Genomic DNA, 21717 nt, shown 5'->3' with positions numbered 1-21717 from the left:
GCGCGACGTACGGGATTCCGGGTGAGGTGCGGATGCCTACAACTGCGGCTTGACCCAGTTGTCGTGGAGCCGGTCGATCGTCGGCCGGTCGAGGACGCCCTTGTAGACGCGGACGTCGTCCACCTCGCCGGCGAGATGGTCGCCCCAGTTGCTGGCGCTGATGCGGGCACGGCCCACCTGGAGACCTCCGGTGGCCGGCCAGGTCATCCCGACTCCGTCGACGTGGCCTGACACGGGGTTGGCGTCGCCGGGGGTCGGCAAGGCGGCCTCCCCGTCCACGTACAGGCTCAGCCGCTGCGTCAGGGCGTCGTAGGTGACCGTGATGAACTGGCCGATTCCTTGGTCGGGGTTGCCGTTCGGGTAGGCGCGGGCGATCGCGGCGGGCGACTCGGCACCAGCGTCCTTCGGCGCAACCAGTTCCCAGTGGCCGGGGGTGATCCCGTCGGGGGATGCGGTGAAGCGGACCACGAAGCGACTGGTGGTGTCGCCGGGCAGGGAGAGCACCGCTTGCTTCGTCGTCGCCGTCTTGCTGGAGAGCCGGACGCGCGCGGTGACCGAAAAGCTGCCCGTGCCGTCGAGCGGCGGGGTGCCCGTGGCCGCGTAACCGTTGTTCTTCAGGGTCAGACGGCCGCCAGGAACATCCGCTCCCGAAGCGTCGGTCGTGTACATCATGACGTTGCCATCAAGGACGTCGGTGGGAGTTTCGGCGTAGTGCACCGCACCCCCGCCCATCACCAGCGCCTGGCCGCCGCCCGCCTCCGCGAAAGACTTCCCGCCCGTCCCGCCGGCCGCGTCCAGGTTCCAGTACCCGAGCCGGGCCACCTTGCTTGCCACCATCTTCGAGACCTCGTCGGCCGTGGTGGCACGGTTGTAGGCGCGGACGTCGGCGAGTTGGCCGTCCCAGTGGGACCGGTAGCCCGTCTTGGCGCGCTCGCGGCCCATCTGGAAGGTGCCGTACGCCTTCCACGGCAGCGGGCGGTCCGCCTCGGCGCGCAGTTGGCCGTCGACGTACAGCTTCAGCGGCTTCGGGGCGCCCGGGTCGTACACGCCGGCGAGGTGGCGCCATTCGCCGGCGCAGACGGGCTGGGACGCGCCGTCCGGGCAGGTGCGGTTCAGGGTGGTGGTGAGGACGGTGTCGTTCATCGCCTCGACGTCGGACGTCGGGAGGGCGAAGGCGAAGGTCTTCTTCGCGGCCTGGTAGGCGAGTCGGAAGCCGGGCTCGCCGGAGCCGTTCTGGCTGGCGACGGTCATGTCGCGGGTCAGGGTGTCGGGCTTGACCCACGCGCTGATCGAGAAGCCCCGCTCGGTGTCCACGACGGAGGCGTCCGTCTCCAGGTAGGAGTCGGCGGAGCCGTCGAGGTCCATGACCCGGTCGGCGGCGGTGCCGTTGCCAGCGGTGTCTCGGGTGACCTTGGGGCCGATGTGCGCCGGGTGGTTCCCCGACGTGTCGCGCGCCATGTCCGCCTGCGCGTTGTCGGCCAGCGTCCACTGCGCGGCGGGCGGGGCGCCCGTGACCGCGTCGAACAGGTAGGTGGTCTGCTCGCTGGCGTTGTTCGCGCCGTCGTACGACGTCACGAAGAGCTTGTGGCCGCCGCGGTGTTGCGGGCTCCACTTCACCGTCACCGGCCCGCCGACCGCGGTCGGGGTCGCGGTGGCCGGCGGCTGGTTGTCGGAGTCGAAGTCGTACACGTACTTGGCGACGGCGTCGTCGTACTGGTCTTCCGTGTTGGGCGAGAGGGTGAAGCTGCCGGTCACGCCGACGCTCGCGCCGGGGTTCTCGCGGGGGAACTCGGGCGAGTCGACGAGCGGTGCGCCGGGGACGTTACGGTCGACGAGGAAGCGGCAGACGGGGCTCCACGCACTCCACACCACGCCGTCGCTGACCCGGGCGGAGTAGCTGACCACGGCGTTCTCGGGAATCGGCTTCCCCTTGGGCTCGTACACCTGGTGCTGGAAGGTGGCGCCCGGCGAGGCCATTCCGGTGGTCGCCGGGTACGACTGCGCCACGCCGGCCGCGTCCGTCCACGCCACCTTGAACTCGACCTTCACGGGCTCGGCGTCGCGGGTGCTGTGGTCGGGGTCGGTGGGCTGGGCGTACAGCTTGGGCAGTCGGCTGACGCGGACTCCGTTGGTGGTGGTGTTGCACGCGCCACCCGGGTTGCTAGAGAGCGTCTTGTTGGTGAGCGCGGTCGGCGGGCGGTTGTAGGTGACGGAGAGGTACCCGTTGCCGCACATCCGCTTCCACTCGGCGAACCGGGACTCGTTGGCGGCGCGCAGGCCGAAGGTCATCTTCGTCCAGCCGCCGCGGACCGCGGCCTGTACGTCCTTGGCGAGCGCACCGCTGGCGGCGGACTCGAAGTGGAGGTTGGCCGGGCTGCTGCACGCGGTCGGCTGGATCGCCTTGTCGACGGTGCCCAGGTGGGTGTCCCACAGCGCGTCGGTGTTGCTCCAACTGCTGCTGGAGGTGATGCCGAAGTTCTTGCCGCCGACCCGGTAGAGGCGGACGGGCTCGGCGGTGGGGGTGGCGGCGTAGATGTGGGCGACCCGGGTGGCGAAGGTGGCTTCCAGGATCGTCATGTCCGTGCGGTACGCCGTCAGCGGGACCGTGTCCATCAGCCGGCGGGTGTCGATGCCCTGGCACGACGCGGCGCTGTAGTCGGTGGGGCACTTGCCCATGCCCTCGTTGCCGCTGAACTTCCAGTTCTGTTCGTTGGGCATGCCTTTGATGACCGAGGTCCAGGCGGAAGCGGGGCTGGTCACCGTCGGGTCGATGACGACGGGGTACGCGGCCGGGTTCGTGAGCAGCTTCGCGTCGGGGACGAGGGTGAGTCCGTCCTTGCCGACGGTCATGTCGACGGGGGCGACGGTGGCGTTGGGCGCGGGGTCGAGGGGCGCGCCGGCGGCCCCGGTCGAACCGGCCCCCGCGGTGGGTCCGGCGGCGGGCTTGGCACCCTTCGCGGCCTGCGGCGGAGCAGCGGGCGTGTCCCACATGACCGGCTCGGGCGCCTCGAAGACGACGCCTTTGGACTGGTCGTCGGTGATCTGGAGGTCACCGGACGCGGTGGTGCCCACCGTCAGCGCTTCGGTGTGCAGCCCGAGTTGGATCTTCGCGACGGCGGGGTTGGCCGCCGCCTCCGGGGTCTTGACGACGACGAAGTGGCCGAAGCCCTCCGGCTCGGCGCGGACGACCAGGTCCACGCCGGGGTGGACCTCGGCGTACGTGGCAGTGTCACCGCTCACCGCGGGTGCGGGCAGCGCCCGGCCCGGCCAGCTGAGGGCGAACTCGCGGCCGGCCCGCTTGACCGTGGCGAAGGGGCCCGTACCGCCGTTGGACACGGACAGGTCGACGGTGGTGGCCGCCGGCCGCCACCGGCCGTCGGCGGCTTTGGCGAGCTTGGTGTCGATGGGTCGCCAACCGTCCTTGCCCAAGGCGCGTACGGGCTCCAGGAACTCCTGGGCGGTGAAGGAACCGTCGGGGTTGGCGACGACCGTACGGCGCTCTTCCCGCGCTCCCGTCACCTCGACGGGCGCCTTCGCTTGCTCGGCCGCCTCCCGGGCCTCCCCCTCGGTCGGCAGCCCCTTGGCGACGGCGGCCTTCAGCCCGGCCTGTGCCACCTGGGCCGCGCGCGACTGCGCCAACGTCGTGGTCGCCACCCGTTCGTCGTCGCCGTCGAGCGTGCCGAACTGGCCGCTGGTGGCGAGCATGACGGTCGCCACGCCGATGGCGCCCGCCGCCGTCCACGCGCCGTGCCGGCGCATGCTTTTGGACATCCCTGGTTCCCCACCCTTGGTTTGTCTGTGCCGCACTTGGTCGTCGGTCGCCCCCAGGGGCGTGGAGTCACTGGATCGTCGCGCCGAAGGCGGTGCCCTCCAGCGGGAGGCCGCCTTCGCCGGGCCGCCAACTCTGGGACGGGCTGGTCGAGAAGGGACCGCCCTTGGAGGTGGTCCACGGGTAGTGGTGCACCGCACGGTCCGTTGCCGGGGCGTGGGGAAGCCCGAGGTACACGGCGGACCGGGTGGCGAAGAGGTTCAACCCGGTCAGCAGGTGGTCCGTCGGCGCGGCCGGCACGCCGGCACCGGCCTCAAGCCAGACGTCACCGGTGCCGGGCGGGCCGATGAGGGGCATCAGGGCGATGCCTCCGACGTCCGTTGCGGGAGCTCCGACGTCCTCCCCCGCGTCCTCGCCCGGGGCACCCACGGCGAGGAACGTGGTCTTCGCCGTCGGCTGCACCTGCGGTTCCTGGTTGGTGACGACGAGCGACTGGCCGAACCGGTCACCCGCCTCAGCGGCGCCCGCCACGTCGGGCGAGTCCTGGGTGATCCAGGAGTGCCATGTCACTCCGCCGCCCGAGGTCACCTGGGCGACCTGGACCGTGCCCGCGTCGGGTACTGCGCCCACGTCCTCCCCGGGTGCGCCGACGGCGATGAGGGCATCGTCCAACACGGGCGGCCGGCCGGTGCGCGGACAGCATGCGGCCATCGCCACCGAGGTGCCGTAGGCGTCCCCCGCCTCCGCCGCACTGTCGCCCTGGCCCACGCGTACCTGGCCCCAACCCCAGGCGGGGTCCGGGATGCCGTTCGTGTTGATCGACGCCTTGAAGACGGAGATAGCGCCCGCGCCCTTGCGCTGGTCCATGGACTCACCGGGGATGCCGACGGTGAACCAGTTGCCCGCCGCCGCGAGGGAGTACCCGAAGCGGTCGTGCGGCTCGGCGTTCTCCCAGATGCCCGGGCTGTCCTGGGTGAAGCGGGCGACCGTGTAGTCCCGGCCGTAGACGGCGACGACCATGCCGATGTCCGGCATATTGGTGCCGTCCTCGCCCGGCGAGCCCATGACCAGATAGTCCACGTCGGTGGACGAGGTCGTGGTGGCGACGGAGTAGCCGAAGAGATCGCCGGCCTCCAGGTGCTCTCCGACCCAGCCGTCCGCCCCCTGGCGGAGGCCCCTATCGTCGACGGCGCCCATGCCGAGTCCGGCAGGCGAGCCGTAGAAGAGGTGCACGAGCCCGGCGTCCTCGGTCGTCCCGACGTCCTCATACGGGATGCCGACCGCGAGGTCGCCGCATCCGTCCCGGTTCATGTCGTACGCCGATAGGGAGAAGCCGAACCGGTCTCCGGCTTCGGCGCCGTCGGACACGTTGGGCGAGTCTTGGGAGAGCTCCGCGACGCCCTTGCCACCGCCCAGGACGACACGGACGAGCCCGGCGCGCTCCTTGCCGGAGACGGTCGCTTCCGGGTCGGCGATGGCCGTGTCCCGTATCCCGTCACCGTTGATAGTCGGAGTCCACGCCGCCCTGGCACGTGGCGGCGGCCACGGCTGGAGTCGCGGCGTACTGCCCCGCTCCGGTCGCCAGCAGCGCTGCCGCCGTGCAACAGACGGCGAAACGCCGCCACTTTCCCCCCACGGACAACGCCCGCCCCCTCGATGTCGACTTGTTCACTGGCCGACTGGTCGACTCAGAAGCAAGTCGCTCAGTCGCCGAGTGATCGAGAGAAACGATCATGCTGACTTGACGCCGTCACAACAAGACCACGATTTAGACATTGTTGTGCACCACCAGTCACAACATGATCACAAGTTGTCAGCCGTTGGCTGCCGGCGCCTCGTCGTCGCCCACCAGGTCCGCGAGCGCCGCACACGCGCGGACCATGCCGTCGAGGTGTGCGTGGTCGTCCAGGACGCCCCTCAGGAGGTAGCCGCTCGTGAGGGCGAGGAGGGCGGTGGCGATGGGCTCCGCCTCGGTGGGGGTGACGCGACGCAGGGGCGTCCGGGAGGAGACGGGGCGGCCCGTCAGCAGGGCGGCCACCGCGGACCGTTGGGCGTGCTGGAGGTGCAGGCACTGCTCGCGGAAGACGTCGTCGTCCAGGCAGAGCAGCGTCATCAGCGCCTCCAGCCGGGTCTCCTCGTGGAAGGCGTCGTCGACGTGGGACGCGGCGCGGCGGGCGTACGTTTCGAGGGTGGCGCGCAGGGGTGGGTCGTCCTGCTGGAAGCTCTGCTTGAGGTCGTCGATGCCGGCGACGTCCGCTTGGATTCCCTCCTCGACGATCGCGAGGAACAGATCGCGCTTGCTGCCGAAGATGGAGTAGATGGCGCCGGTGGTCAGGTCGGCCGCTTCCGCAATGGCGTCGACGGGGACATTCGTCCCCTGAGTCGCTATGAGGTGCCGCGCCGAGGCAATGAGCGCACGGCGGTTGAGTTCTTTTTGCTCGGCGCGACTGCGACGCATGTGGTGATCCCCGAGGTCCGAACGGCGTACGTGCGGAGCATCGTACCCGTCAGAGACCGCGCACAGCGGCGAGACCGACTTCCATCTGCAAGGCCGTCAATTCGCGCAGATCGAGCGCGCGGCCAGGGAAGTCGCTCCGCATGCGGGCGCAGCGGCGATCGAACCAATTCCGTACCTCCTTTTCACTCTTCGCCCCGGCGCCCTCCAGTAGTTGCAGGAGCATTCCGCCGGGGCGGAGGGAAAGGGTGTAGCGCATCATGAGCAGTTGGTACTGCTCGGCGACGGTCGCCGGTCGGCCGTGGGTCGGGTCCTCGGCCGAGCTGCGGAATTGCCGTGCGGCCTGCTCCGCGAAGGGGAGTCCCTCGGCCACTGCGACGAAGAGCGGGGAATCTTGCGGGAGGTCGTCAAGGGCGCGGTCGACGACACCTGCCAGGAAGTCCCGGTCGCGCTCGATCCCGTCCGCCGCGGCGCGGAACAGTGCGGCGTAAAGTCGGCCGCTGCTGCCGGTGTCCGCGAACTGGGGGCAGTGCCACATGGGCGTTTCGGGCACGATGCCCAGCGCTCCGTGCCGCTGTGCGTAGTGGATGCTGGACGCTCCGAACGGCACCTGCCCACCGGGGTCGGGCCGTGGCGGGGCAGGCATGAGGAAGACTCCCCGGCCGACGATCGGGGTTCCGCCGTCCGACGGGGCGGTGTGCACGGGGAGTCCGCGCCGCGCCATCGCGTGCTCGATGTCCGAGACGAGTGCGGGCGCGGCGCTGGTCACCATGAAGTGGTGGCCCGTGAAGTCCGCGCTGTGCAGGCTGTAGACGAACTTCGGCCTCAGGTCGTCGATGACCGACATCAGCGCGCGGGTCTCCGGGAGCGGGCGGTCGAATCCGCCGTCGACGGGGAACGACCATTCCGGCTGGTGGACGAAGGCGGGGCGGTAGAAGTTTCCGTAATAGTTCCGGATCGTGCGCGGTGCGCCGTACCAGCCTTCGCCGAGGACCATGGAGTCCGGGTCCATGCAGGGGACGAAGTGCCACGTCACGTCGAGCCCTTCGGCGAAATCCGGGTGCTTCGCCGCGAGGCGCGCGAGGTGGATGACGGTGAGGAATCCCGTGGGCTCGTTCGCATGCGGTCCGCCGAGCACCAGGACGTTCTTCCGACCCTTCCCGACAGAGGCCAGGAGTACGCCCCGACCGCCTCTGGACTTCCCCACCTCGTGCAGTTCGACCCGTGCGGAATGGTCTCGCGCCAACGCCGTGATCGTACGGTGGAGTTCGTCGAAGCTGGGGAATCGATGCATGCGCGGAAGGTCGGCTTCCCAGTCCGGTGGAACCGAGGGCCCGGAGAATCTTCCGGACACCGTGGCACCGTGCGCGGGTCCCGCGAGGGAGGCGCCGGCAGCGACGGCCCCCCATGTGCCTGCGGTGCGGAGAAACGTACGTCGACTCGTGAACGCCTTGCCCATGGCTCGGTCCGCCCTTCGCCCCATTCAAGCTCTATTCGATAATGTCATTATCTGCATCATGGCGTTATCGACGTCAAGAGGGTCGACGGCGCGGCCATGGACGCGTGCTTACCCGGGAGGTAATGGCGCAGGTCGGCGCCGCTGGCGAGGATGGCGAGCACGCCGCGCCGGCCGTCGGGCACACCGAGCGGACAGCGCGGACGGAACAGAGCCGTACGGAAGGGAGAGTCGACGTGTCGGCACCTGCCGCAGGAACAGGAACGACAACGGTCACGGCGTCCACCCGCGACGTCGTGGCGGAGCTGCTGCGCCGGATCGGTGAGGGCGACCCCGAGCGCATCGCGCAGATGTACGCCGAGCAGGGCGACTGGAAGCTGAGTTGGCCCGATGCGGAGCACGGCCGCGCCGCCACCCCGTGGATCCGGCACCGCTCCACCCGCGCCGACGCCGCCGCGCACTACCGCGCGCTCGCCGAGCACCACGTGCCGGAGCGGGCGGCGACCGCGGTCGAACGGATCCTCGTCGACGGGGACGACGCGGTCGTGCTCGGCGAGATCCGGCAGACCGCCCGCGCCACCGGCCGCGCCTACCGTGCCCGGTTCGCGCTCCATCTGACGGTCGAGGACGGGCTCGTCACGCGCCATCACGTCTACGAGGACAGCCTCGCCGTCACCCGGGCCTTCGACGGGGAGCCGGGCTCGGCATCGCCCCGCGCGCACCCGCTATGACCGGGGCGGGAGCGGTTCGACGCCCAGCAGGGACGCCGTCCTTTCGTAGACGGAGCGGGCGAGTTGCGGCGACCTGGCCGGCCGGGAGGGCGTCGCCGGGCGGGACTCGGCGAAGAAGCCTCCGCTGGGGTGCGGGGCCGGGGTGGCGGTGGCGAGCCAGAGGGCGGTTTGCACGCCCTCGTCCGGGGTGATGGAGAACGGGCGGAACAGCGGGGCCGTCAGCCGCATCAGGCCGCCGGCGTTGGCGTTCATGCCGGTGCCCTTCACCATTCCAGGGTTGGCGCTGTACGTCCGCATGCCGGCGGGCAGCCGGTGGGCCAGCTCCGCCGTCGCCAGGAGGCCGAGCAGTTTGCTGGTGCCGTAGACGTGGAGTTGGGAGTAGAAGCGGTCGCGCCAGGACGTGCCGAGGACGTCCGGCGCGTTCTCGTCGAGCCGACCGCGCTTCTCGACGAAGGTGGAGAGGTTGACGACCCGGGCGTCCGCGGCGAACGCGTCCGCCGCCAGGAGGGCGTGGGTGAGCAGGAACGGCGCGTGGTGGTTGACCGCGTGGGTGCGTTCGGCGCCGTCCGGGGTCTCGCCGTAGCGGGCGAACGCCGCTCCCGCGTTGTTGACGAGGACGTCGATGCGGGCGGCGTCCGCCGTCAGGTCCGTCACCAGCGCCGTCGCCAAGTCGCGGACTTCGGACCGCAGGGAGAGGTCGGCCGCGTACGCCCGGGGCGGGGCGGCGCCGGGGTCCGCGGGGAGCAGGTCGCGCAGGGCGTCGGCCGCCGCGACGGTACGGGGTGCGTCGCGCCCCACGAGGACGATGCCGTACCCCGCCCGGGCCAGGTGGCGCGCGGTCACCAGGCCCAGTCCGCCCGCGGCCCCGGTGACGACGGCGGTCCTGCGGGTCATGACGCGTCCCCGGCGGCGGGCGGGGCCTCGCCCGCCGCCTCCCGCAGCAGCGCGTGCAGTCGCATCCGACCGTCCTCGTCGAGACGGGCGAACGGCGAGTGCTCGACGGTGTGCCGGATGACCCGGTCGCGCAGGGCGCAGCCCTCCGGGGTGAGCTGGAGGAGCTTCGCACGGCGGTCGGTGGGGTGCGGGATGCGGCGGACCAGGCCGTGCTTCTCCAACCGGTCGACCATCGCGGTGGCCGTCGAGGCGTCGCAGTGCAGCCGGTCGGCCAGGCGCCGGGCCGTCATCTCCGATTCCCCGCTGAGCCGCCACAGCGCGTCGGCCTGCGCGTCGGTCAGCTCCAGGTCGCGGAGCAGGCGCTTCAACTCGCCCTGCACCTCGTCGCCCAGCACGAAGAGGTAGTCGATCAGTTCGCGGTCGACCCGTTCACGGTCCACGCCTTTGTCGTCGTCCATGACCCCACGTTACATGGACTTTCCCATCATTTGAACTTCCATGAAAATGGGGCGGAGGGCGCTCTGCCATTGGGGTGTCCGCGGCGGGCGCCCCCGCGCATCCGCCGCCCGCGTCCGTCGGATGCGGTAGGACCACGAGCATGCCCACCGGCCCCACCGACCCCGCCAGTAAGCCGATCCGCGTGCTCGCCCTCGTGCGGCAACGCGCCCTCGACCACGCCGCCCGGCTGCTCCTGCTGTCGCTCGCGGTGCACGCGGTCGCGTTGGCAGTCGCCCCGCCCGACCCGTTCGACCTGCGGGTGTACTGGGAGGCGGCCCCGCAGGTCCGCACGGGCGAGCTGTACGACTTCCGGCTGGCACCGAGCGGGCTGCCGTTCACGTACCCCCCGTTCGCGGCGGTGGTGTTCCTGCCGCTGTCGTACGTGCCGTGGCCGGTCGCCGTCGTCGGCTGGCACCTGCTCTCCCTGGGCGCGCTGGCGGTGGTCGTCGGCTGCGCCGGGCGTCTGCTGCCGAACGCACCCTCACCGCGGCGCGGGCTCGGGCGGGACCGGGTGATGCTGTGGGTCGCCGGGGCCCTGTGGCTGGAACCCGTACGGCACACCCTCGACCTCGGGCAGGTCAACCTCCTCCTGGCGGCCCTCGTGCTGTGGGGGCTCGCGTCGGCCCGGGAGGCCGGGGCCGTCGGCGCGGCGGTGGGCGTGGCCGCGGGGGTGAAGCTGACGCCCGCGGTCGGCGGGGCGTATCTGCTGGTGACCCGGCAGTGGAAGGCCGCGCTCGCCGCGGGCGGCGTCTTCGTCGGCACCCTCGCGCTGGGGTGGTCGGTCGCGCCGCGGGAGTCGGAGCGCTACTGGAGTTCGCTCGTCGTCGAGCCGGAGCGGGTCGGCCAGGTCACGTCCGTGCGCAACCAGTCGCTGCGGGGCGCCCTCGGTCGGGCCCTGGGGCACGACGTCGGCTTCGACGCGCCCTGGCTGCTCGCCGCGCTCGTCGTCATCGCGCTCGCCGGGTACGCCGGGTGGGTCGCCGCCCGCCGCGCCGACCTGCTGGGTGCGCTGGTCGCCGTCCAGCTCACGGGGCTGCTGCTGGTGCCCATCTCCTGGAGCCACCACTGGGTGTGGTGCGTGCCAACGATGATCTGGCTGCTGTACGGGCCCGGGCGCCGGGCGCTGCGGCTGGCCGCCTTCGCCGCCTGGGCGTTCGCGGCGGCCGGCCGGGTCGTACCGCAACTGAACCGCGTCGAGGAGGTCCTGCCCGCGGGTGCACCGGCGCTGCTCGCCGCGGCGGGCTGGGTGTACGCGGTGTGCGCCCTGCTGACGCTGGCCGCGATCGCGAAGGCGGGCCCGGCCCGTACCGGCCGGGCGGCGCAGCGCCGACCGCGCCCGGCCTCCGAGGCCCTAGGGCGGGTCTGAAGCGTCGTCCCCGGTCCGCCGTGCCGCGTCAGGCGCTGCTGAGGGACAGCTTCACCGCGAAGCCGAGGAACAGCGCCCCGGCCGCCGAGGTCGCCCCCGCCGACAGCCGCTTGCGGCGGCGGAACGCCGACGCGAGGTGGGTGCCGGTGAATATCAGCAGCGTCAGATAGAGCACGCTGGCGAGCTGCGCGAAGGCACCGAGCACCACGAAGGAGAGCGCGGGATAGGCGTACGCGGGGTCCACGAACTGCACGAAGAAGGCGATGAAGAAGAGGATCGCCTTGGGATTCAGCAGGCTGATCACGAAGGCGCGGCGGAACGGCCGCTCCGTCCCCTCCGGCTCCGGCGACTCGCCCGCCTCGGCCAGCGCGACCTCGCGGCGGCTGCGCCACATCCCCCAGGCCGCGCGCAGCATGCCGATCGCCAGCCAGGTCAGATAGCCGGCGCCGGCGAACTTCACGATGCCGAACAGCAGGTCGTTCGTCTTCAGCAGGGACGCCACGCCCGCGGCGGAGAGCACCATCAGCACCGTGTCCCCGGCCCAGACGCCCGCGGCGGCGCGATAGCCCGTGCGCACGCCGCGCCGTGCGGCGACGGAGAGCACGTACAGCGAGTTCGGCCCCGGCAGCAGGATGATCAGGACCAGCCCCGCCAGGTACGTCGGGAGATCGGTGACGCCCATCATGCGTTGGAGTGTCGCAGACAGGTACGACACTCCGCCGTGACCGGGGACACTCCCCCGAGCACTCACGCACTCACAGCGCCGTCGAGGGGACGTACGTGCCCCACACCTCCCGCAGCGCGTCGCACACCTCGCCCACCGTCGCCCGCGCCCGCAGCGCGTCCTTCATCGGATACAGCACGTTGTCCTCGCCCCGCGCCGCCGCCCGCAGCGCGTCCAGCGCCCCCGCCACCGCCGCGCCGTCGCGTTCCGCCCGCAGCCGCGCCAGGCGCTCACCCTGGCGGACCTCGATCGCCGGGTCCACCCGCAGCGGTTCGTACGGCGGCTCCCCGCCCTCGTCCCGTACGAAGCGGTTGACGCCGACCACCACCCGTTCGCCCTCGTCCGTCTCCCGCGCGATGCGGTACGCGTTCTGCTCGATCTCGTACTTCTGGAAGCCCTGCTCGATCGCGCCGACCGCGCCGCCCAGGTCCTCGATCCGGGCCAGCAGCGCCAGCACCTCCTCCTCCAACCCGTCCGTCAGCCGCTCGATCGCGTACGAGCCGGCGAAGGGGTCGACGGTGGCGGTCACGTCCGTCTCGTACGCCAGCACCTGCTGGGTCCGCAGCGCCAGCCGCGCCGCCTTGTCCGACGGCAGGGCGATGGCCTCGTCGAAGGAGTTGGTGTGCAGGGACTGGGTGCCGCCGAGGACGGCCGCGAGCCCCTGGACCGCCACCCGGACCAGGTTCACCTCGGGCTGCTGCGCGGTGAGCTGGACGCCCGCGGTCTGGGTGTGGAAGCGCAGCATCTGCGCCTTGGGGTTGCGCGCCCCGAAGTCGTCCCGCATCACCCGCGCCCAGACGCGGCGGGCGGCGCGGAACTTCGCGACCTCCTCCAGGAGCGTGGTGCGGGCGACGAAGAAGAACGACAGCCGGGGGCCGAAGTCGTCGACGTCCATGCCGGCCGCGACGGCGGTGCGGACGTACTCCACACCGTTCGCGATCGTGAAGGCGACCTCCTGCGCGGGCGACGCGCCGGCCTCCGCCATGTGGTAGCCGGAGATCGAGATCGGGTTCCAGCGCGGCAGCTCGCGCCGGCAGTACGCGAAGGTGTCGGCGACCAGCCGCAGCGAGGGCCCGGGCGGGAAGATGTACGTGCCGCGGGCGACGTACTCCTTCAGCACGTCGTTCTGGACCGTGCCGTTCAGATGGGGCGCGAGCACCCCCTGTTCCTCGCCGACGAGCTGGTACAGCAGGAGCAGCAGCGCGGCCGGCGCGTTGATCGTCATCGAGGTGGAGACCCGGTCCAGCGGGATCCCGTCGAAGAGCACCCGCACGTCGTCGACCGCGTCGATCGCCACCCCCACCTTGCCGACCTCGCCGTGCGCGAGGGGGGCGTCCGAGTCGTGGCCCATCTGGGTCGGCAGGTCGAAGGCGACGGACAGGCCGGTGGTGCCGTCCGCGATCAGCTGTCGGTAGCGGGCGTTGGACTCGGCGGCGGTGCCGAAGCCGGCGTACTGCCGCATCGTCCAGGGGCGGCCGGTGTACATGGTCGGGTACACGCCGCGGGTGAAGGGGTACGCGCCGGGGGCGCCCAACCGCTCGGCCGGGTCCCAGCCCGCCAGCGCTCCGGGCCCGTACACCGGCTCGATGGGCAGCCCGGACTCGGACTCGCGCGCCGCCGCCATGGCCGCCTCCCTCCAGGAGTGCCGAGGGCCGTTGCAGGGCCTCCGTGGGCCGTTGCAGGTGTCGATTTCGCAACGCCTTACCCATCATGCTCGCGAATGAGCAACCGGGCAGGGCGGGAATGCATCTCTCTGTGCATCGCTCGGTGCACGGACTCAGGACACAGGCTGACAAGGGGGGACGAACATGCCCAGCAAGACCCTCGTGGGGAAGCCCGTACGGAAGCCCTTCGTACGGAGGACGCTCGCGGCTGCCGTCGTGGTCGCGGTGACCGCCGGATGTTCCGCGCAGGCCGCGGACCGCGCGTCCGGCCCGTCCGACGGCAAACCGGGCGGCGGCTCCACCGCGCCGACCGGGCCCGCGACGCCGTCAGCCGAGGCGTCACCGACGCCGACGCCCACCCCGTCGCAGACGCCGTCCACGACGCCCTCGGAGCGGCCGTCGGAGCGACCGGACGCCACGGAGAGCAGCAGCGCGCCGCCCGCCGAGGTGCTGATGGCGCAGGGCTCCCGGGGCGACCGGGTGCGCGAACTCCAGGCGCGGCTGGCGCAGATCGGCTGGTTCGACGACGCCCCGACGGGGACGTACGGACCGGTCACCGCCACCGCGGTACGGGGCTTCCAGGGCAAGCGCGGGCTGCCGGAGACGGGCAAGACGGACACGGTCACCTGGCAGCGGCTGCTCGCGATGACGAAGAGGCCCACGAAGGCGGAGCTGGCAGGGCAGACGGTCAACAAGCCGAAGGTGAAGCTGGACCCGCGCTGTCTGAACGGCCGGGTGATGTGCATCAGCAAGACGAGCCGCACCCTGTCGTGGGTGGTCGACGGCGAGGTGGAGTCGACGATGGACGTCCGCTTCGGCTCGCAGTACACCCCGACCCGCGAGGGCGTCTTCAGCGTGTTCATGAAGTCGCGGGACCACGTCTCGTCGCTGTACGACACCCCGATGCCGTACGCCCTGTTCTTCAGCGGCGGCCAGGCGGTGCACTACTCGGCGGACTTCGCCGCGAACGGCTACAAGGGCGCGTCGCACGGCTGTGTGAACGTCCGGGACAAGAAGGCGGTCGCCGCGCTCTTCGACCAGGTCCGCAACGGGGACAAGGTCGTCGTCCACTGGTGAGCGCCGGGGCGGGGCGCGGGCCGGGAGGGGGAGAACGAGAGGGAGAAGGGGCGCGGACGGGACCGGGGGAACGTGTCCCGCCCGCGCCATGTGCGCCCAGCCGTAGGTACGGGGGGAACCCCGGCTTTACTGGCGCGGGCCGATGACCAGTCGGCTCACTCTCTACTGCGCCGTAGCCTCCAGAAACGTCACACCAGGTGGCAGCGGCACGAAAGCAGCAGGTCAGCGCGGTTGTGTGGCGCGGTGATCGAAGCCGCGGGCGTCGAAGCCGCTGTCGCGGTCGGGGGCACGGCCGTGGGATCCGCGGTCGGGGGCACGGTCGGGGCCGGGGCCTTCGGAGGCTCGGCCTTCGTAGCCGCTGTCGCGGTCGCGTCCCGTGGAGCGGTCGTCCCGGTCATGGGACCCGTGCCCCGCACGGTCCCCCTGGCCGCCCCTGCCGCCCTTCCCGCCTCGGTCGCCGTTGTCGTCCCGGTCCTGCGGGTCCTTCTTCTTGTTGTTCTTGTTGCCCTTGCCGCGGTCGTTCTGCTCGCCCGCGCCGCGGTTGGGCTTGCCGTTCGCGGCGCCGCTGTTGGAGCCGCTGCCCGCGCCGGTGCCGGGGCCGGTGCCCGGTCCGCCGGAGGTGGCGCCCGGGTTGCCCCGACCGTTGCCGCTGCCGACGCCGGGGTGGGACTGGGGCGCCTCGGCGAGCCGGGCCGTGCAGTACGCGTCGATCCGGTCCCGCCCCTTGGCGGCGGCGGCCAGCAGCTTCCGGCCGTTCGCGTCGAGCGTGCCGACCCGGTGGTGGCTACACGCGTGCAGCGCCCTGAGGTGGAGCTCCGCGTTGCGCGCCGCGCGCTTGCCCTCGGCGCTCTGTCCCTCGCCGGGGCCCTTGGGGGCGCCGCTCGGCGCCCCCGCCTTGCCGGAGGGCCGGTGCGGCGGGCGGGACGGCGACCCCGAGTGCTTGTCGGGGGACCGGTCGGCCAGCGGGTCGGAGGCGGTGCCGGCCGTGGCACTGCCGCCGGACGAGGACGCATTGCCGAAAGGGGACGGCAGGAGGTCACCCCCGGACGCGACGGCGACCCCGCCGAAGGCGAACCCGGCGACGGCGGCGACCACCCCGAACCGGAACGGCGACGACAGGCGCGCACGACGGCGTCGGGAGTGGGGCGCGGTACCGAGGCGGACGACGCCGAGGGTCCCGTCCCGGGCGTCCGACTGCGCCGTGGCCGGCGTCCTCGCGGCGCGGAAGGCGGCGAGCGCGGCGGCCTCGCCGGGCAACTCGCCCGGCGCGGGAGCGGGGGCGGCGTCGCGCAGCGCACGGTCCAGGCGTACGGCTTCGGTACGCGCGGGTTCGCCGAGTGCCCCGACCGGCTCACCGCGCAACAGGCGCTCCGCCGTGTCCTGGTCAAGCCACTCGTACCGCTCGTCGGCCATCACATGTCCTTCTGCGTCCGCAGCCCTGAATGCGTCACACCGGCGGATGCCGTCGCACCCGTGCCGGGCCCGCGCTGCGGTGGCACCCCGTCCAACTCCGGCCCCGCCTGCTGCGGGACCGGCCCGGAGGCGACGCCCGCGTCGTCGCCGGCGGCCACGCCGTCCGCGTCGACCACTCCGTCCGCGTCGGCGCCCAACAGCTCGGCGAGCTTCTTCAGCCCGCGGTGGGCGGCGGTGCGCACGGCGCCGGGCCGTTTGCCGAGCGTCTTGGCCGCGCTCTTGGCGTCGAGGCCGACGACCACCCTGAGCACGACCGCCTCCGCCTGGTCCTGCGGCAGTTGCGCGATGAGCGCCATCGTATCGCCGGTGGACAGGGCCTCCATCGCCTCGTCCGCGGTGTCGAACGGGGCGGCCCTGCCGGTGAGCTCCGACTCGTCGCCGCCGACGGCGGGGCGGCGGCCCCGCATCCTCAGGTGGTCCAGCGCGCGGTTGCGGGCGATCCGGGCGGCCCAGCCGCGGAAGCGGTCGGCGTCACCGCTGAAGCGGTCCAGGTCGCGGGCGATCTGGAGCCACGCCTCCGACGTCACGTCCTCGGCGTCGGGATCGCCGACGAGCGTGCGCACATAGCCGAGCAACCGCGGGTGCACTGCGCGGTACACAGAACGGAACGCGCACTCGTCCCCGTCCTGTGCCGCGAGCACCGCGGCGGTCAGCTCCGCGTCGTCCCCCAGCACAACCTCTACCTGTACCTGTTATGTGTACGTGTCATCCGTACGTGCCACTGTTCCGGTCCGCAGCTGGTCAGCACTGCGCTCTGCCCTTGGCCTCTGCCTTGGGCCGCTGCCCTTCGGCCCCGTACGAGACCAGAACGCTACGTCGTCGCGGGGGGCCGCGTCCATGGTTTGTACAACTTGCAACCAAGTGGGAACGAGGGGTTTCGGCCGCCCTGTGACACAAATCGCGCCCGCGGCGCAGAGTGGAGTACGGGGCCGCGCACCGGCCCCGCGCGTAGCGACGACCGGGGTCTCTCCTGTGGGGGGTGGCGACCCCGGTCGTCCCTCGTGCGCACCCCTGCGGTTGACCGGGGCGGGGGTATCACGCCGTGCGTCTTGCGCAACGTTGCCCCCTGCGGCCCGTCTGTGGCTGTTCGCGCAGCTCTGCCCCCCATGCCCTGCGGGCACGGTGGTACGTCCAGCGCCACCTGACATGCCCGCCGTTTCCCCTCGGGAGCCTTGGCCCCTACGGCCCGGTGGGACTTGATCGCGCAGCTCCCCGTGCCCCCAGGCACCGAAGTGGTCCAGACTCACGACAGTGCAACCGCTACCGTGAAGTCATGACCGCACTGCCCGACTGGATGCGCCCGCCGCGCGCGGAAGGCTGGTTCGCGGAGGACCTGGATCACCTCCCTGAAGCACCGCGCCACACCGAGCTAATCGACGGAGCCCTCGTCTTCATGATGTCGCCCCAGCGGTCCTGGCACGGCCGTCTCGTCACCGCCCTGACCACGACGCTCATGGCACAGGTGCCGGCCGGCGTGGAGGTCGAGCGGGAGATGACGATCCGTCTCGACGCCCGCAACCGGCCCGAGCCGGACCTCCTGCTGACGGACCTGCCCTACGACCCCGACCGCACCTGGTACGCCCCGGACGCCGTGAAGCTCGTCGTGGAAGTCGTCTCCCCCGAGTCCGCCCACCGCGACCGCACGGTCAAGCTCCGCAAATACGCGGAGGCCGGAATCCCTCACTACTGGTGCATCGAGGACGAGGAGGGCACACCCGCCGTCCACGTGTACGAGCTCGACGAACCAACGGGCATCTACGCACCCGCCGGGATCTTCCGGGGGACCCTCCAGCGCCGGGTCCCCTTCGCGATCGGTCTCGACCTCGACAAGCTCACGCCGCCCAGGAGCTAGCTCGCGCCGCCCTGGCCCGCGCTGCCCATCGGACCGACCTTGACGGGGGTGCCGCTGCCGTCGGTCACCGGGAGGGTCGCGGCGCCCGGCCACTCCAGGGAGAAGGACTTCGTCTCGCCGGGCGGGATCACCACGATCGCGGAGACCTTGACGCCCGAGCCGCCCGACTCGTTCAGCGAGTACGTGCCGCCGAAGGTCACCGAGTCGCCGTCCTTGAGCGTCATGGGAGTCGACTTCTGGCCGCTGCGCTCCGCGGACAGCGACCCCGCACTGGTCTTCAGGTCGACGCCCGCGTACCCGTTCAGGGCGCAGTCCCGGCCGCCGCCGTTCTTGAAGGTGACCGCGACCGTGCCTTCGTCGTCGCCGCCGACGGTGCCGTCCACCGCGGAGATGTCAAGGGCGTCGGTGCGGCACTTGCCGACCCCGGCCGCCGCCACCCTCCGCGCACGCGTCAGGGGCCGCGCCCGATGGACGCGACCCCTGATCCCCCCTGGCTCAACTACCGCTCAGCGGCCCGGGATGTGCCCCGGCGGGTTCATCGGCCAGCCGATGACATCCCAGCTGATCCAGCCCTTCTTGCCCTTGTGAGCGCCCTTGAGGACCTTTCCGTAGACCCAGTTCCCGCGGTCGCAGTACGCGAGGAAGTTCTGGTCCCCCTTGTGCACCAGGCCCTTGGACGTGTAGCTCTTGCCCGGCCCGGTGCGGAAGTTCGCCGAGTCGGTGATCCAGACCTTGGTGTTCTTGAAGTTGTCCGTGCAGGCCGAGGAACCCACGGCAGAAGCGCTCGACGCGCTCGCCACGATCCCCGTCAACACCATGGCGCCGACAGCGACCGCGCTGCCGGCCCTGCGGACAAACTTGGATTTCCTCATGCATCCCCGTTTCGATTGAACACGTGCATTTTTCTATCAGCCTTGATTGCACCGTCAGTTGACGGTCCGCTCTCCGCCGATCCCCTCTCCCCCAGGGCGCCGACCCCGTGAGCTGCGCATCTCCCCCGGTGGGTGCGCAGCGTTGGAAAAGCGGCTGATGCATTCGCCTCACCCATGGAAAATCCCCCCGGGAGGCCGAATGCACAATCAGCCTGCCTGAGGACCAGCCACCTGATCAAGCTCGCTCTTCCTATGATTGCGATCGCTGTGAGCTATCGATGGAGAGACCCGTACCATGCAGTTGCGCGATATCGAGATATTCCTGACTTTGGCCGACGAACTGCACTTTGGACGCACCGCTGAACGCCTGCACATCGCCCAGGCGTCGGTCAGCCAGTCCATCGCCAAACAGGAGCGCAGCATCGGCGGCAAGCTCTTCGAGCGCACCAGCCGCACCGTACGGCTCACCGCTCTCGGCCAGCAGCTCCGCGAGGACCTCCTGCCGATCCCGGACGCGCTGCGGCGCAGTCTGGACCGGGCCTCGCTCGCCGCCCGCGGCGGCACCGCCGTGTTGCGGGTGGGGATGATCGGCGAGAACGCGTACGACCTGCTGCCCTTCTGGGAGGCGTTCCGCTCCCGCCACGCCCAGTGGCAACTGAAGGTACGGCACAGCCCGTTCGTCCACCCCTTCGAGTCGCTGCGCCGGGGCGACATCGACGTGCTCGTCGCCTGGCTGCCGATCGAGGAGCCCGACCTCAGCGTCGGCCCGGTCATCTGCACCGAACCCATGGTCGCGATGGTGCGCGCGGCACATCCCCTCGTCGACGAGAAGAAGGTGTCGATGGAAGCCTTCGGCGACCGCGGCCTGTTCGGGCCGAGCGCTCCTCAACCCTCGTACTGGGAGGAGGCGTACAGCCCCTTCGCGACGCCTTCGGGGCGCACCATCGAACGCGCGCACGCGGTAGCGAGCTGCGAGGAGGTGCCGACGATCGTGGCGACGTCCGACGCCATCGACATCACCAGCGCCCACGCGGCGCGCTTCGCCGCCCGCCCCGACATCACGTACCTCCCGATCACCGACTCCCACCTGCTCAGGTGGGGTCTGGTCTGGAAGTCCGACGCCGAGACGGAGCCGGTGCGCGCGCTCGCCCGGGTGGTGCGGGAGTTGGGCGTCCTCACCCAGTGAGCCGGGCGCCCTGGGGCGTCAGGCGCCCGTGCCGCGCGCCTGGCGGGAGATCGCCGCGGCCAGGACCCGGCGCCCTTCCGTGGACACGTGCAACACCTGCCGCAGCCCGGCCCCGCCCGTCTGCTCCACCAGGATCTCCAGCACCCTCACCTGCCGGCGCAACTCCCCGGCCACCAGCGGGCCCGCCGCGGCGGAGCCGGGCGGTTCGTAGCCGCCGTGGGCGGCGAGCGCGGTCCGCGCGCTCTCCTTCGCCCAGGTGCGCAGCGGGTCCACCGCCCACTGCGCGGGTGCCGTGTCGAGGATGCGCCGTACGGCGACGACGGGGTCCGGTCCGTCCCCGGGCGCGGTCTTCAGCGCGTCCCGGGTCTCCGCGAGCCGTTCGGACCAGTGCGCGGCTCCGTTGGCGAGGCCCGTCCACAGCGGGCGCAGCACGGCCGCGTCCGGGCCGTCGCCGAGCAGCGGCAGGCACCTTTCCAGACAGCCCACCCCGCTGGCGGCGAGTGCCCGCTCGTCCGCCCGTGCGAACAGTGCGGACAGTTCTCCCTGGGATTCCGAGGTCTGCGACACCATCGAACGCCTCCCATCGCTGACGTCGCGTTCGGCGCAAAATACCCCTTCACGCGCACGGTCCGCCATGCTTCTACGCGATCGATCCGCTCACTGACTCCCCTCGGATCGCACACACGTACCCCACCACTCTGTTACATTCGGGCCACTCGGAACATGGCTCGTGAGCGGCTTGTGCCGTTCGCTCGTAGCCTCCGGGTGCCGGTGTGGGCCCGCACACCCCCGGGCGGGCCCACGCCCGGCCCCCGGCGCACGCCTCAGTGGAAGGCGGGTGCCGGCGGCGGGTGCGGCAGCGACACCTTCTCCGACTGCATCCGGGTGATGGCCCGGACGACCAGGATCGCCAGCACCGCCGCGACGATGTCGACGAGGTCGGAGAAGACCAGTCCGAACGCCGCGGAGCCGACCTCCTCGGGCGACTCGGCCTTGTCGTAGCGCATGACCGACACCCGGGCGACGATCACGGAGATGATCCAGAACGCCCACCAGAAGTTCAGCAGCCGCTCGGGCTGTTCCTTGTGGCCGCCGTACGGGTTGCGGCGGCTCGCCGCCCAGATGTCACCGGCGACCTTGCGCGGGATCACGAAGTTGGCGAACGGGATGAACCAGCCGCCGATCGCCCAGCCCCGCTGCATGCGCGGGAGGTCGGGCGCGAAGGCGTCCGCATTGGTGCGGGACTTGAAGAACCAGATGATGAAGACGACCGCGGTGGCGAGGTAGCCGAGGAGTTGGAGCACGCCCGCCAGCGCCATCAGGTCGTCGGCCCGGTCCAGCGTGTCCGCGCTGACCGAGAAGGGCGACTGCTCCACGTCGGTCATCAGGCTGCTGACGTTCACGGCCGCGCCGATGGAGAAGAGGTCCGCCGCTATCACCGCGCCGAGCAGCGCCATCACGGCGTACGACAGGCCCACGGGCACCTTGACGGCCAGCGGTACGGGTGCGTACGGCATGCCGGCGTGCGGCGGCGCGGGGTACGGGGTCGGCCCCGCCGGGTACGGGGTCGGCCCCGCGGCGTACGGAGCAGGTCCCCCCGGGTACGGGCCCGGAGCTGCCGGGTACGGCGGCGGCGCACCGAACCCCGTGGGCGCGGGCTGCCCCGGCGCCGGGTAGCCGGGTGCACCGGCCGGCGGCTG

18 protein-coding genes and 1 pseudogene are annotated in these 21717 nt (G+C 71.7%); 5 read left to right on the top strand and 14 right to left on the bottom strand.

From position 1 onward, the window contains the following. Positions 1 to 36: 36 nt before the first annotated feature. The 4 genes from AB0E05_RS02005 to AB0E05_RS01990 form a co-directional block, all read right to left on the bottom strand. Positions 37 to 3771 (bottom strand): LamG domain-containing protein, encoded by a 3735-nt coding sequence (locus AB0E05_RS02005; RefSeq protein WP_361957144.1) that lies wholly within the window; start codon positions 3769 to 3771, stop codon positions 37 to 39. Positions 3772 to 3838: 67 nt separating this feature from the next. Beyond that, a complete protein-coding gene (locus AB0E05_RS02000) occupies positions 3839 to 5137 on the bottom strand; it encodes an integrin alpha (protein WP_361957141.1) in 1299 nt (432 codons plus the stop codon). Between the two features lie 445 nt (positions 5138 to 5582). Next, positions 5583 to 6227 (bottom strand): helix-turn-helix domain-containing protein, encoded by a 645-nt coding sequence (locus tag AB0E05_RS01995; RefSeq protein WP_361957138.1) that lies wholly within the window; start codon positions 6225 to 6227, stop codon positions 5583 to 5585. A gap of 49 nt (positions 6228 to 6276) precedes the next feature. Further along, positions 6277 to 7518 (bottom strand): M14 family zinc carboxypeptidase, encoded by a 1242-nt coding sequence (locus tag AB0E05_RS01990; RefSeq protein ID WP_361957135.1) that lies wholly within the window; start codon positions 7516 to 7518, stop codon positions 6277 to 6279. A gap of 398 nt (positions 7519 to 7916) precedes the next feature. Here AB0E05_RS01990 and AB0E05_RS01985 point away from each other — a divergent pair, with 398 nt between their 5' ends. Further along, positions 7917 to 8411, top strand: coding sequence for a nuclear transport factor 2 family protein (locus tag AB0E05_RS01985; RefSeq protein WP_361957132.1), 495 nt, complete (start codon positions 7917 to 7919; stop codon positions 8409 to 8411). On the opposite strand, the gene AB0E05_RS01980 is transcribed toward AB0E05_RS01985, so the two are convergent. Continuing rightward, positions 8406 to 9305, bottom strand: a complete 900-nt coding sequence (locus AB0E05_RS01980; RefSeq protein WP_361957129.1) for an SDR family NAD(P)-dependent oxidoreductase — start codon at positions 9303 to 9305, stop codon at positions 8406 to 8408. The genes AB0E05_RS01985 and AB0E05_RS01980 overlap by 6 nt on opposite strands. Beyond that, positions 9302 to 9763, bottom strand: a complete 462-nt coding sequence (locus AB0E05_RS01975) for a MarR family transcriptional regulator (protein WP_361957126.1) — start codon at positions 9761 to 9763, stop codon at positions 9302 to 9304. The genes AB0E05_RS01980 and AB0E05_RS01975 overlap by 4 nt, the downstream gene beginning before the upstream one ends. Positions 9764 to 9903: 140 nt before the next feature. On the opposite strand from AB0E05_RS01975, the gene AB0E05_RS01970 reads away from it, so the two are divergent. Then, a complete protein-coding gene (locus AB0E05_RS01970; RefSeq protein ID WP_361957123.1) occupies positions 9904 to 11169 on the top strand; it encodes a glycosyltransferase 87 family protein in 1266 nt (421 codons plus the stop codon). A 28-nt stretch (positions 11170 to 11197) separates the two neighbouring features. Here the strand turns inward: AB0E05_RS01970 and leuE are convergent, their stop codons facing one another. Both leuE and AB0E05_RS01960 read right to left on the bottom strand, forming a co-directional pair. Continuing rightward, positions 11198 to 11854: a leucine efflux protein LeuE gene (gene leuE / locus AB0E05_RS01965; RefSeq protein WP_361957120.1), complete on the bottom strand. Its 657-nt coding sequence runs from the start codon at positions 11852 to 11854 to the stop codon at positions 11198 to 11200. A gap of 70 nt (positions 11855 to 11924) precedes the next feature. Next, positions 11925 to 13517, bottom strand: a complete 1593-nt coding sequence (locus AB0E05_RS01960; protein ID WP_361957117.1) for a methylmalonyl-CoA mutase family protein — start codon at positions 13515 to 13517, stop codon at positions 11925 to 11927. A 184-nt stretch (positions 13518 to 13701) separates the two neighbouring features. On the opposite strand from AB0E05_RS01960, the gene AB0E05_RS01955 reads away from it, so the two are divergent. Beyond that, entirely contained in the window at positions 13702 to 14634 is a 933-nt protein-coding gene (locus AB0E05_RS01955) for a L,D-transpeptidase family protein (RefSeq protein WP_361957114.1), read from the top strand. 222 nt (positions 14635 to 14856) lie between these two features. On the opposite strand, the gene AB0E05_RS01950 is transcribed toward AB0E05_RS01955, so the two are convergent. Together AB0E05_RS01950 and AB0E05_RS01945 are read right to left on the bottom strand one after the other, a co-directional pair. Then, positions 14857 to 16047: a hypothetical protein gene (locus AB0E05_RS01950; RefSeq protein ID WP_361957111.1), complete on the bottom strand. Its 1191-nt coding sequence runs from the start codon at positions 16045 to 16047 to the stop codon at positions 14857 to 14859. Then, complete coding sequence (locus AB0E05_RS01945) at positions 16047 to 16781, bottom strand: RNA polymerase sigma factor (RefSeq protein ID WP_361957108.1); 735 nt, start codon at positions 16779 to 16781, stop codon at positions 16047 to 16049. Before AB0E05_RS01945 ends, AB0E05_RS01950 begins: the two co-directional genes overlap by 1 nt. 599 nt (positions 16782 to 17380) lie before the next feature. On the opposite strand from AB0E05_RS01945, the gene AB0E05_RS01940 reads away from it, so the two are divergent. Next, positions 17381 to 17959 carry a Uma2 family endonuclease gene (locus tag AB0E05_RS01940; RefSeq protein WP_361957105.1) on the top strand — a complete coding sequence of 193 codons (579 nt, stop codon included), beginning with the start codon at positions 17381 to 17383 and terminating at the stop codon, positions 17957 to 17959. On the opposite strand, the pseudogene AB0E05_RS01935 reads toward AB0E05_RS01940, so the two are convergent. Both AB0E05_RS01935 and AB0E05_RS01930 read right to left on the bottom strand, forming a co-directional pair. Beyond that, positions 17956 to 18375: pseudogene (locus AB0E05_RS01935) on the bottom strand (DUF4232 domain-containing protein); the annotation flags it as partial. The gene AB0E05_RS01940 and the pseudogene AB0E05_RS01935 sit on opposite strands and share 4 nt — an antisense overlap. Before the next feature lie 90 nt (positions 18376 to 18465). Continuing rightward, positions 18466 to 18831, bottom strand: coding sequence for an SH3 domain-containing protein (locus AB0E05_RS01930; protein ID WP_361957102.1), 366 nt, complete (start codon positions 18829 to 18831; stop codon positions 18466 to 18468). 295 nt (positions 18832 to 19126) lie between these two features. On the opposite strand from AB0E05_RS01930, the gene AB0E05_RS01925 reads away from it, so the two are divergent. Then, positions 19127 to 20017 carry a LysR family transcriptional regulator gene (locus AB0E05_RS01925; protein WP_361957099.1) on the top strand — a complete coding sequence of 297 codons (891 nt, stop codon included), beginning with the start codon at positions 19127 to 19129 and terminating at the stop codon, positions 20015 to 20017. Positions 20018 to 20035: 18 nt separating this feature from the next. Here AB0E05_RS01925 and AB0E05_RS01920 read toward each other — a convergent pair whose 3' ends face one another. Next, on the bottom strand, positions 20036 to 20587 hold the full coding sequence (locus AB0E05_RS01920; RefSeq protein ID WP_361957096.1) for a hypothetical protein: 552 nt from the start codon (positions 20585 to 20587) through the stop codon (positions 20036 to 20038). Positions 20588 to 20841: 254 nt separating this feature from the next. Next, entirely contained in the window at positions 20842 to 21534 is a 693-nt protein-coding gene (locus tag AB0E05_RS01915; RefSeq protein ID WP_361957093.1) for a DUF4328 domain-containing protein, read from the bottom strand. Positions 21535 to 21717: the final 183 nt, after the last annotated feature.

Source organism: Streptomyces sp. NPDC048057 (genome assembly GCF_040653095.1).
Lineage (GTDB): Bacteria > Actinomycetota > Actinomycetes > Streptomycetales > Streptomycetaceae > Streptomyces.
This window is presented reverse-complemented; position numbering and strand designations above follow the sequence as displayed.

Excerpts from the sequence above, each read along its gene's own strand:
- AB0E05_RS02005 (WP_361957144.1), bottom strand. The coding sequence starts at position 3,771 with ATGTCCAAAAGCATGCGCCGGCACGGCGCGTGGACGGCGGCGGGCGCC.
- AB0E05_RS01995 (WP_361957138.1), bottom strand. The coding sequence starts at position 6,227 with ATGCGTCGCAGTCGCGCCGAGCAAAAAGAACTCAACCGCCGTGCGCTC.
- AB0E05_RS01990 (WP_361957135.1), bottom strand. The coding sequence starts at position 7,518 with ATGCATCGATTCCCCAGCTTCGACGAACTCCACCGTACGATCACGGCG.
- AB0E05_RS01980 (WP_361957129.1), bottom strand. The coding sequence starts at position 9,305 with ATGACCCGCAGGACCGCCGTCGTCACCGGGGCCGCGGGCGGACTGGGC.
- AB0E05_RS01975 (WP_361957126.1), bottom strand. The coding sequence starts at position 9,763 with ATGGACGACGACAAAGGCGTGGACCGTGAACGGGTCGACCGCGAACTG.
- AB0E05_RS01970 (WP_361957123.1), top strand. The coding sequence starts at position 9,904 with ATGCCCACCGGCCCCACCGACCCCGCCAGTAAGCCGATCCGCGTGCTC.
- leuE (WP_361957120.1), bottom strand. The coding sequence starts at position 11,854 with ATGATGGGCGTCACCGATCTCCCGACGTACCTGGCGGGGCTGGTCCTG.
- AB0E05_RS01960 (WP_361957117.1), bottom strand. The coding sequence starts at position 13,517 with ATGGCGGCGGCGCGCGAGTCCGAGTCCGGGCTGCCCATCGAGCCGGTG.
- AB0E05_RS01955 (WP_361957114.1), top strand. The coding sequence starts at position 13,702 with ATGCCCAGCAAGACCCTCGTGGGGAAGCCCGTACGGAAGCCCTTCGTA.
- AB0E05_RS01950 (WP_361957111.1), bottom strand. The coding sequence starts at position 16,047 with ATGGCCGACGAGCGGTACGAGTGGCTTGACCAGGACACGGCGGAGCGC.
- AB0E05_RS01940 (WP_361957105.1), top strand. The coding sequence starts at position 17,381 with ATGACCGCACTGCCCGACTGGATGCGCCCGCCGCGCGCGGAAGGCTGG.
- AB0E05_RS01930 (WP_361957102.1), bottom strand. The coding sequence starts at position 18,831 with ATGAGGAAATCCAAGTTTGTCCGCAGGGCCGGCAGCGCGGTCGCTGTC.
- AB0E05_RS01925 (WP_361957099.1), top strand. The coding sequence starts at position 19,127 with ATGCAGTTGCGCGATATCGAGATATTCCTGACTTTGGCCGACGAACTG.
- AB0E05_RS01920 (WP_361957096.1), bottom strand. The coding sequence starts at position 20,587 with ATGGTGTCGCAGACCTCGGAATCCCAGGGAGAACTGTCCGCACTGTTC.
- AB0E05_RS01915 (WP_361957093.1), bottom strand. The coding sequence starts at position 21,534 with ATGCCGTACGCACCCGTACCGCTGGCCGTCAAGGTGCCCGTGGGCCTG.